At 66.5% G+C, this 9,903-nt stretch carries 9 protein-coding genes and 1 pseudogene; 6 read left to right on the plus strand and 4 right to left on the minus strand.

Features of this window, described 5'->3' with window-relative positions; all coding sequences use genetic code 11:
• The first annotated feature begins 128 nt into the window (after positions 1–128).
• From ABYX71_RS07970 to ABYX71_RS07980, 3 genes are all read left to right on the plus strand, one after another.
• On the plus strand, positions 129–845 hold the full coding sequence (locus ABYX71_RS07970) for a glutathione S-transferase family protein (protein ID WP_372695969.1): 717 nt from the start codon (positions 129–131) through the stop codon (positions 843–845).
• Between the two features lie 127 nt (positions 846–972).
• A complete protein-coding gene (locus tag ABYX71_RS07975; RefSeq protein WP_372695970.1) occupies positions 973–1,290 on the plus strand; it encodes a glycine zipper domain-containing protein in 318 nt (105 codons plus the stop codon).
• Between the two features lie 66 nt (positions 1,291–1,356).
• Complete coding sequence (locus ABYX71_RS07980) at positions 1,357–1,779, plus strand: FxsA family protein (protein ID WP_372695971.1); 423 nt, start codon at positions 1,357–1,359, stop codon at positions 1,777–1,779.
• Positions 1,780–1,789: 10 nt separating this feature from the next.
• Here ABYX71_RS07980 and ABYX71_RS07985 read toward each other — a convergent pair whose 3' ends face one another.
• From ABYX71_RS07985 to ABYX71_RS07995, 3 genes are all read right to left on the minus strand, one after another.
• Positions 1,790–2,929: a trehalose-phosphatase gene (locus ABYX71_RS07985; RefSeq protein ID WP_372695972.1), complete on the minus strand. Its 1,140-nt coding sequence runs from the start codon at positions 2,927–2,929 to the stop codon at positions 1,790–1,792.
• 58 nt (positions 2,930–2,987) lie between these two features.
• Positions 2,988–3,650 carry a phosphoglycolate phosphatase gene (locus ABYX71_RS07990; RefSeq protein ID WP_372695973.1) on the minus strand — a complete coding sequence of 221 codons (663 nt, stop codon included), beginning with the start codon at positions 3,648–3,650 and terminating at the stop codon, positions 2,988–2,990.
• An 85-nt stretch (positions 3,651–3,735) separates the two neighbouring features.
• On the minus strand, positions 3,736–4,368 hold the full coding sequence (locus tag ABYX71_RS07995) for an NUDIX domain-containing protein (protein ID WP_372695974.1): 633 nt from the start codon (positions 4,366–4,368) through the stop codon (positions 3,736–3,738).
• 412 nt (positions 4,369–4,780) lie between these two features.
• Here ABYX71_RS07995 and ABYX71_RS08000 point away from each other — a divergent pair, with 412 nt between their 5' ends.
• From ABYX71_RS08000 to ABYX71_RS08010, 3 genes are all read left to right on the plus strand, one after another.
• Positions 4,781–6,715, plus strand: a complete 1,935-nt coding sequence (locus tag ABYX71_RS08000; RefSeq protein WP_372695975.1) for a serine protein kinase — start codon at positions 4,781–4,783, stop codon at positions 6,713–6,715.
• A 75-nt stretch (positions 6,716–6,790) separates the two neighbouring features.
• Positions 6,791–7,981: a YeaH/YhbH family protein gene (locus tag ABYX71_RS08005; protein ID WP_372695976.1), complete on the plus strand. Its 1,191-nt coding sequence runs from the start codon at positions 6,791–6,793 to the stop codon at positions 7,979–7,981.
• Positions 7,974–9,401, plus strand: a complete 1,428-nt coding sequence (locus ABYX71_RS08010; protein ID WP_372695977.1) for a SpoVR family protein — start codon at positions 7,974–7,976, stop codon at positions 9,399–9,401. Before ABYX71_RS08005 ends, ABYX71_RS08010 begins: the two co-directional genes overlap by 8 nt.
• Before the next feature lie 10 nt (positions 9,402–9,411).
• Here the strand turns inward: ABYX71_RS08010 and ABYX71_RS08015 are convergent.
• Positions 9,412–9,903, minus strand: a pseudogene (locus tag ABYX71_RS08015) (bifunctional glutamine synthetase adenylyltransferase/deadenyltransferase); the annotation flags it as partial.

Below are 9,903 nucleotides of genomic sequence, written 5' to 3' on the forward strand. Positions count from 1 at the left end.
CCGGCCGCGGCGGCACCGACACTCGGCGCCGACACGGCGGCGCAACTGGCCGGCATCGGCTACGATGCCGCCGCCGTCGGCGCCTTGGTGGCCGCCGGCGTGATTCCCCCGTTTGCCGTGGAGTGCGCATGATCGAGCTGTACCAGTTTGCCCCCGCCTGGGGCCTGCCCAACCCGAGCCCGTTCTGCATCAAGCTCGAGCTGTATCTGAAGATGGCCGGGCTGCCGTTCGAGGTGATCACCGAGAACGACACCCGCAAGGGCCCGAAGGGCAAGATTCCGTTCATTCGTGACGGCGGCCGCACCATCGGCGACTCCGAGCTGGTCATCCGGCACCTGAAGGACACCTACGGCGACCGCGTCGACGGCAAGCTCACCGCCGAGCAGCGGGCCCGTGGTCACACCATCGACCGCATGCTGCACGACAGCACCTACTGGGTGCTGCTGCAGTGTCGCTGGGTGGAGGACAACGGGTTCGACCGCGTGCGCGAGGCGCTGTTCAGGGACCTGTCCTGGCCGCTGAGCGCCATCGTGCCGCCGCTGGTGCGGCGTGGACTGCGGCGCAGCATGGTCGCCCAGGGCATGGGGCGGCACAGTCGCGACGAGATCTTCGGCTTCGGCCTTGCCGACATGGACGCGCTGTCGGTGCTGCTCGGCGACAAGGCCTTTCTGCTCGGCGACAGCCCCAGCAGCGCCGACGCCACCGCACACGCGTTCGTCATGAGCTTTCTGGGGGCGCCGATCGACAACCCCATTCGCGAACGCATCCAGCGCACCGCCAACCTGATGGCGTACTACCAGCGCATGAACGAACGCTATTACCCGTCGCTGGCGGCCGCGCGCTGAGATTGTTCAGTTTCCGTTCAGCCAGCGATCCGCATACTGCGCCTGCGCCGTGTTCGACGGGGCACATGAAGAATCCATCAACCGTGGCCGACAACGTGCAGTTCGATCGCCACCAGGAGCGTTGCCGATGAAGACCATCAAGACCTGCTGTTTCGCCCTGCTGACCGTGGTCGCCGTGGGCGGCGTCCAGGCCAGTGACACCGTGGATGCCGCCATCGGCGGTGGTCTCGGTGGCGCCGCCGGCGCTGCCATCGGCAACGAGGTGGGAGGGCGCGACGGGGCCATCATAGGCGGTGCGGTGGGCGCTGCGGCGGGCGCCGCCATCGCCACCGACCGTGACCGTGACCACCACGGGCATCGCTACGTCGAGTATCCGCGGTACGGTGGCCGTTACCCTCACGGGCATTTCTGCCCGCCGGGCCAGGCGAAGAAAGGCAACTGCTGATTGTCCCGGCACAGGGCGGCGTTCGGTATCCTGACACCGACCTGTGCCGTTTTCCGCAGCCACCCAATGTTTCGTTCCGCCCTGCCTTTCGTGTTTCTCGGCCTGCCGCTACTGGAGATCTACCTCCTGCTGCGGGCCGCCACCGTCATCGGAGCACTGAACACCCTTTTGCTGATGGTGCTCGGTGTGTTTGTGGGCATTTCGGTGGTGCGCTACCGCGGTTTGCTGGGCCTGCAGCGCCTGCGCGCCGGTCTGGGCAGTGGCGGTCTGCCGGCCGCGCCCATGCTCGACACCGCACTGGCGCAGCTGGGTGGCATTCTGTTGATCGTGCCGGGCTTCATTACCGACGTCGCCGGCCTGTGTCTGCAGCTGGCCCTTGTGCGGCGTGCCGTGGTGAGGCGTTTGCTTGGCGATGCCGGTGACGGTGCGCCCGACACCCAGGTGATCGAGGGCGAGTTCCAGCGCCGTGACGACGACGATCGGCAGTGAGCGGCGCCGCTCAGTGCAATAGCCGTTCCAGCACCGCGGGCAGCGCCGCGCTGTCGAGTCGGCGGCTGGCGATCGTGGCTTGTCCGTCGGCATCCACCAGCACGCCGAGCCCTCCGGTTCGCCGCATGGCACGGAACGCCGGCTCGTCGTAAGCGGATCGGCCCAGGTACACCGCGCGACACGGGCCCACGGCCTGTTGCATGCGCGCCAGCAGCCAATCCACGGCCGAGCCCGCGTCCCAATCCAGCGCGGGGCGGATGTGCAGTTGGGTTGGCTCGCCGTCTATCTGAAGGTTTTCAAATGCACTCAGGGCGCGCAGCAGCGCGCGTCGCAACTGCGCCATGGCGGCCGGCGGCGTTTCGCCCAGGCAGACGGACAGCGCGGCTTCCTTGTGGATGACCTGACAGCCGGGGAAATCGGCGGCCACGGCGGTCAGTCGTTCGCTGACGGTGTCCAGCAGCGGTCGCCAGTCATGCGCGGCATCCAGGCTCGCGGGTGCATATGTCGGGCCGCGTAGCTGCAGGCCGTGGTTGCCGGCCAGATATACCGACGGTTCCGGTATGCGCGCAGCCAGCTCGCCGAGTGAGCGCTGGCTGACCACAGCGGTCGGATAGCGCGCCGACAGCGCGGCCAGCAGATCGTGCCAGACGGACGGCAGCCGTCCCTCGGTGAGGCGGCCGGCGGTCGGCAGCAGCAAATGATCAAGGTTCAGGAGCAGCGCCAGCGCGCCGTCGTCCGGTACCGGCAGCTCCGCCTCCGGCAGTTGGCGAAACTTGTCTGAGTACGCCTGTACCAAACGGCCGCTGCCGATCTCCGAGGGTGCCTGAAGTACCAGTTCGGCCCCGGCGGCCAGTTGCGCCACGGCGTGTCCGCCGCTGCCGAGCCCGGCCACCAGGCCAGCGCCGGCGCGCCAGCCTGCGGCTGCCGACGCCGCATCCGTGGCGAGCACGACAACGTGTTGGGGCATCAGGTGGAACGGTGGCGGCAGGCCGTCGCCGAGTTGCGCCGCCAGTACGCTCAACGCCGGCGCGCCAAGGGTTTCCAGCGTCGGTAGCAGCCGTCCGAGTCCTGGGCGGGGGCGCTGCGTGACCAGCAGTGTCGCCCGCGGCATGAGGACATCGGCTGAACGGGTGGAAGCAGGCGTCAGCATGGGCGTGCACCGGTAAACAGGCTGGACGGCACCGCTGCAATGCTACACGGCCGCACGCTCAGACCGGCGCCGCCACACCCCACAGCGTTGGCAGCTGTGTGAGTCGGTCCAGCACCGCCACCGCGCCCAGCGCCCGGAAGTCGCAGGCCGGATCATAGCCGTAGGTCACCGCCACGGTGGCCACGCCAGCGGCCCGGCCAGCCATCATGTCGACATGCGAATCTCCCACCAGGAACGCGCGATCGGCCGCGCACTCGACAAGGCCCAGCGCGTGGCGGACGGGCAGTGGGTCGGGCTTCAGGCGCGGCGTGCTGTCGCCGCCGACGTGGCAGGCGAAGGTGTCTCCGAGGCCAAGTTTGTCCAGCAGGGGCGCCACGAACTGCGACGGCTTATTGGTGACGACCGCCAGCAGAACGCCGGCTCGCCGCAGCCTGGTCACCGTCTCCAGAACACCGGGATACAGCCGGCTGTCGCGACAGGGGTCGGCAGCGTAGTGCGCGTTGAACACGGCGAGGGCTGCCGTGTGTTCGGCCGCCGGGGCGTGCCCGTCGCGACGGCCGGTGAGCGCGCGGTGCAGCAGGCGGGAGGCGCCGTTGCCGACCCAGCCGCGGACCTGGGCCTGGGTTACCGCCGGTTGGCCTGCGTGTGCCAGGGCAGCATTCACGCAGCGCGTCAGGTCGGGCACGCTGTCGACCAGGGTGCCATCAAGGTCGAACAGCACGGCGTCTGGCGGGCACGCTCGGGCGTGCCTTGACGATACGGGGCCCGTGGTCATCGACGCCGGTGCGGCAGTTGTCGCGGCGTGTTCAGGGCAGCGCCCGCAGCCGGGCACGATTGAGGGCCAGCCACTGCAGCGCGATGATGGCGGGGCTGTTCTGGATACGCCCGGCCTGCAGCCACGCCATGGCGTGCTCGAACTCCAGCACGTGCACGCGGATGTCTTCGTCTTCGTCGTCGACGCCGTGTATGCCGCCGGCGTCGTCGAGGTCGGTCAGTGCGCAGAACAGCGTCATGTGTTCGCTGACGGCGCCAGGACTCATGTAATAGGCGGCAACCGGCACAAGCGTGGGTTGCAGTACGCACCCGGCTTCTTCCAGTGCTTCGCGACGCGCCAGTTCGGCCGGGGTTTCACCCTCGTGCAGGATGCCGGCGATGATCTCGACCTGCCATGGCGAGCCGCCGTGTGCGTACGGGCCGATGCGGAACTGTTCGATCAACAGCACGCTGTCGCGTCGCGGGTCGTAGGGCAGCACTGCCGCGGCATGGCCGCGTTCGAACAGTTCCCGCTGGAACGGGCGGCTCCAGCCGCCGGCGAACAGCTTGTGTCGCAGGCGGTAGCGGTCGACCCGGAAGTACCCCTGGAACACGGTTTCCTGCGCCAGTATCTCGACGTCGCTTTCGCGATCGAAGGCAGGGGGGGGCAGGTGGGAAGCGGCCATGTCGGGCGTGCGGCAGCAAAGAGTCCATGGTAACAGCCGATGCCCGGTTTGCCTGCGGGAGCGAAACGCGGTACCAAGGGACCGACGACGTGCTGCACCCGAACGGTGCGAATTGTCGGTAACTTGCTGCGCCGACTCGGGTCAAACCAACCCAGGGACGGCGCGACCGGCAGGATGCGGGCCCGCGTCACCGGAGGTGGGGGTGCCAATCTGGCACGGCTTTTGATTCCCCTCACTCCGAAGGGCGGCATCCGGCCGCGGCATCTTTCCGGCGGCGTCCGGTCTGTGGACCGGGACTGACCGCGGGGCCGCGGGGTTCGTGACAGGACAGGTGTCACACACACTGCAACCAACAACATCAAGGGAAGACACACAGGCTCAGACAGCGCTAACACACGACGGAGGTCGTTACATGGGTACGACGATTGGCTCTTTCGCCGACATCATCGGTGAAGACCGCAAGGCGCGTCAGGAACACAGCTGGACAGGCTCGTTCCTGGACTACCTGGAACTGGTGCGCCAAGACCCGAGCATCGCCAAGCTGGCCCACGCCCGTCTTTTCGAGGCGGTGACCAAGGCCGGCGTGACGGAACTGGGCGAAACCGACGACCCCCGTCTGAACCGGCTGTTCGGCGACGAGCGCCTGAAGGTCTACCGTTACTTCGAGAAGGACTTTTTCGGCATAGAGCGTTCGCTCGCGCAGATAGTGCGTTACCTGCACTCGGCCGCCCTGCGTGGCGAGGAAAGCCGTCAGGTGCTCTACCTGATGGGGCCGGTCGGTGCCGGCAAGAGCTCGCTGGTGGTCAAGTTGCAGCGGGCGCTGGAGGAGGCGGAGCCGGTGTACGCCATCGACGGCTGCCCGATCGCCGAAGAACCGCTGCACCTGGTGCCGGTGCACCTGCGTCGCAGCTTCTCGGATGTGCTGGGGGTGTCGATCGAGGGTGAGCTGTGCCCGCTGTGCCGGCACCGCCTGGACACCGAATTCAACGGCCGCTACGAGGATGTGCCGGTGGTGCGGGTGGCATTCTCCCGGCACCGCCGTCAGGGCATCGGCGTGGTGCCGCCGGTCGATCCAAACAACCAGGACACGTCGGTCCTGATCGGGTCGGTGGATATCTCCAAGCTCGACCGTTTCTCGGAGTCCGACCCGCGGGCACTGGATCTGTCAGGCGCCTTCAACGTCGGCAATCGCGGCATCGTCGAGTTCATCGAGGTGTTCAAGAACGAGCCCGAATACCTGCACACCATGATCACCGCCACGCAGGAGAAGTTCGTGCCGGCACCCGGCCGCCACGGCACCGTCTACGTGGACTGCGCCATCATCGCCCACTCCAACGAGGCCGAATGGCAGAAATTCAAGGCCGATCACACCAACGAAGCGATCATGGACCGCATCGTGGTGGTCAAGGTGCCGTACAACCTGCGCCTGACCGAGGAGATCAAGATCTACGAGAAGATGCTGCGCGAGTCGCAGTTCCGCGCCCACATCGCGCCGCACACGCTCGAGATCGCCAGCATGTTCGCCATCCTGTCGCGCCTGGAGCCGAGTGCCAAGTGTGACCTGATGACCAAGCTGCGCCTGTACGACGGCGAGGAGGTGGTCAAGAAGGGCACCACGCTGAAGCTGTCAGCCCGCTCGCTGCAGGAAGAGACACAGCGCGAGGGCCTGTTCGGCATCTCCACCCGCTTCATCATGAAGGCGCTCGACAACGCGCTGGCCGACAACCCGGACATCGGCATCAACCCCATCAGCGTGCGCGAGGCGCTGGTCGACATGGTCAAGCGCGCTGACCTGGCCGAGGACACCAAGAAGCTGTACCTGGAGTTTCTGCAGGACACGCTGCACAAGGCCTACCTCGACATCCTGGAAAAGGAGGTCACGCGCGCGTTCGTGTACTCGTTCGAGCAGCAGGCCGAGGATCTGTTCCAGAACTACCTGGATCATGCCGAGGCCTACGTGAACAAGTCCAAGGTCAAGGATCGCAACACCGGCGAGGAGTTGCGTCCGGATGAAAGCTTCCTGAAATCGGTGGAGGAGCAGATCGGTATCGTCGGCTCCGCCGCCGAGGGTTTCCGCCAGGAAGTGATGTCCTATCTGTGGGCCGCCACGCGGCGCGGCGAGAAGGTGGATTACCGCGCCTACGAGCCGCTGCGCGATGCGCTGGAGAAAAAGCTGCTGCACTCGGTGCGCGACATGAGCCGCATCGTCACCAAGTCACGTACCCGCGACGAGGACCAGAAGGACAAGTACGACACCCTGGTCGAGCGCATGATCGAACTTGGTTATACCGAGCACTCGGCCGAGGTGGTGCTCAAGTACGCCGCCAACAATCTGTGGAAGGACTGAGGTGCTCGATCGCAGCACACCGGGAGGCCGGCGCGTGCGCCGGTCACCCGCCACCGACCACCAGGAGGGATAGCCATGCTGCATTCCCAGTTTCGGCCATTTTCTGGCGACTCGCTGCGCTCGGATCGCAGCGCGGGCGATCGGGCCCGCCACCGGCACAAGGTGCGCCAGGCGATACGCGAGAACATCGGCGACATCGTGGCCGAGGAAGCGATCATCGGCCGTTCCGGTGACCGCATGGTGAAGGTGCCGATCCGTGGCATCCGCGAGTACCGTTTCGTCTACGGCAAGAACCAGCCGGGCGTCGGCACCGGCGAGGGCGACACCGAAGTCGGCCAGAGCGTCGGGCAGGGGGATCAGTCCGGCGCCGGCAAGGGACAGGGCGGCAACGAGCCCGGGCAGGATTACTACGAGACCGAGATCAGCCTCGAAGAGCTGATCGACATCATGTTCGAGGACCTGCAGCTGCCGGACCTGGAACGCAAGAAACTTCGCCAGGTGCCATCCGAGCATGCCCTGCACAGAAAGGGCTTTCGGCGCGCCGGCATCCGTGTGCACCTGGACAAGAAGCGTACGGCGCTGCAGCGCATCCGGCGCCAGATTGCCCAGGGCCAGGGCGATGCCAGCGATTCGGAGCAACGCTTCCCGTTTCGCCGCGAAGACATGATCTATCGCCGACTGATGCCGGACACCCGGCCGCAGTCGAATGCGGTGGTGATCTGCATGATGGACACCTCGGGGTCCATGGACACCACCAAGAAATACCTGGCGCGCTCGTTCTTCTTTTTGCTGTACCAGTTCGTGCGCAGCCGCTACGCGGAGGTCGAGCTGGTGTTCATCGCCCACCACGCGGCCGCCGCCGAGGTCACCGAGGAAGAGTTCTTCCACAAGGGTGAGTCCGGCGGCACGGTGATCTCGTCGGCGTATCAGAAGTGCCTGGAAGTGATCAACGAGCGTTATCACCCGAGCCTGTGGAACATCTATGCCTTCCACTGTTCGGACGGTGACAACTTTCCCGGAGACAACGACCGCACCGTGCAGGCGGCAGAGGCCATCTGCGAGGTGGCCAACCTGTTCGGTTACGGTGAGATCAAGCCTCCCGGGCGGGGCATTTTCGAAAGTTCGATGCTCGAAACCTTCGCCCGCATCGACTCGGACTGCTTCCATGCACTCACGATTCACGCCAAGGACGACATCTGGCCGGGCCTGAAGGCCTTCCTGAAAAAGGACCGTGCCGCACAGGCAACGGAGGCCGAGCATGCGTAGTTGGGATGTCGACGACCTGATGCTCTGGGACGAGCGCATCCGCGAGAAGGCGGCGCAGTTCGGCCTGGACTGCTTCCCGCAGGTGTTCGAGATCTGCGATGAGGACCAGATGCTCGGCTACATGGCCTATCACGGCATGCCCGCGCATTACCCGCACTGGTCCTACGGCAAGTCGTTCGAGAAGCTCAAGACCACCTACGACTACGGCGTCAGCGGCCTGCCGTACGAGATGGTCATCAACTCCGACGCCTCGGTGGCGTACCTGATGCGCAACAACTCGCTGTGCCTGCAGGTGCTGACCATTGCCCACGTTTACGGTCACAACGACTTTTTCAAGAACAACTTCACCTTCCGCCACACCCACCCGGAACTGACGGTCGCCAATTTCAAGTCGCGCGCCGACCGCGTGCGGCGTTACATCGAGGACCCGGCCATCGGCATCGACAAGGTGGAGGCGCTGCTGGACGCTGCCCACGCGCTGTCCTTCAACTGCCGGCGAAACCTGGGCGTGCGCAAGCTCGGCGAGGCGGAACAGCGCGCCCGGGCCATCGACGCCGCCGTCCCCCGGCACGACCCGTACCCGGATATCCACCGCGCACCCCAGTTGCCGGAGCCGGACCTGCGCCGGGTGCCGCTGGAACCGGAAGAGGACATCCTGCTGTTCATTCGCGATCACAACCCGTATCTGGCCAGTTGGGAGCAGGACCTGCTGACCATCGTTCACGAGGAGGCGCAGTACTTCATCCCGCAGATCGAGACCAAGATCATGAACGAGGGCTGGGCCAGTTTCTGGCACCACCGCATCGTGACGAGCCTGGATCTGCCCACCGACCTGCAGATGGAGTTCATGGTTCACCACGCGCAGGTGGTGCGCCCGCACCCGGGCGGCATCAACCCGTATTACCTCGGTTTCAAGCTGTGGCACGACATTCTGCGCCGCTGCGAGAACCCGACACCCGAGGAGCGCGAGCGCTACGGCGGGCCCTGTGACGGCATGGCCCTGCTGTTTCGCATTCGCGAGGCGGACCGCGATGCCTCGTTCCTGCGTCAGTTCCTGACCGGTCGACTGATGCGCGAGATGGACATGTACGAGTTCGCGCCGGAGGACGACGAATACGTGGTGCAGCGCGTCGCCGACGAGGACGACTGGCAGCACATCCGCGACACCCTCATCGGCAGTGTCGGCATGGCGGCGTTCCCGGTCATCCGCATCGACGATGCGGACTACGACGGCGCGCGCAAGCTGCACCTGACGCATGCCTACGACGGCCGCGAGCTGGAACTGGGCCAGGCCGAGAAGACACTCGGCTACCTGCATCAGCTGTGGGGTCGCGGCGTGGTGCTGGACACCGTGCTGCACGACGAGCCGGTGCATCTGGTGTACGACCGCGACGGCTTCCGGCCGGAGCGCGCGGCCTAGGCGATGTAACTCAGCCCTCGATCAGCTCCCGCCAGGCGGCACTGATCGCCGCCTGCTGCGGCGCTACCCGTTGTGGCTCCACCACACTGCCGGCACCGTCCAGGGTCTGGCGGCGTTCCAGTGCGCACAGCGCCACGAACGCCTCGGCCAGGGCGGCGGCGGTGTCCGTCGCCAGCAGCCCGCGTTCACCGGCCAGGCGCAGGATGTCCGCGGTGTCGCGCGGTTCGGTCAGGCCCGGCTCGGCATGCGCGTGGGCCAACACCAGGTACTGCGCGATGAACTCGACGTCCACGCGTCCGCCCGGACTCAGTTTCAGGTCGAAGCCGTGCGCCGGCAGGCCCTTGCCCTCCCGTATGCGCTGGCGCATGTCGGCGACGTCCTTGCGCAGGCGGTCCACATCGCGCGGCAGGCACAGCACCTGGCGGCGCACCGCCTCGAAACGCTGCGCCAACCCCTCATCGCCGGCCACCGGCCGCGCCCGTACCAGCGCCTGGTGCTCCCA

It is taken from the genome of Immundisolibacter sp. (assembly GCF_041625615.1).
Lineage (GTDB): Bacteria > Pseudomonadota > Gammaproteobacteria > Immundisolibacterales > Immundisolibacteraceae > Immundisolibacter.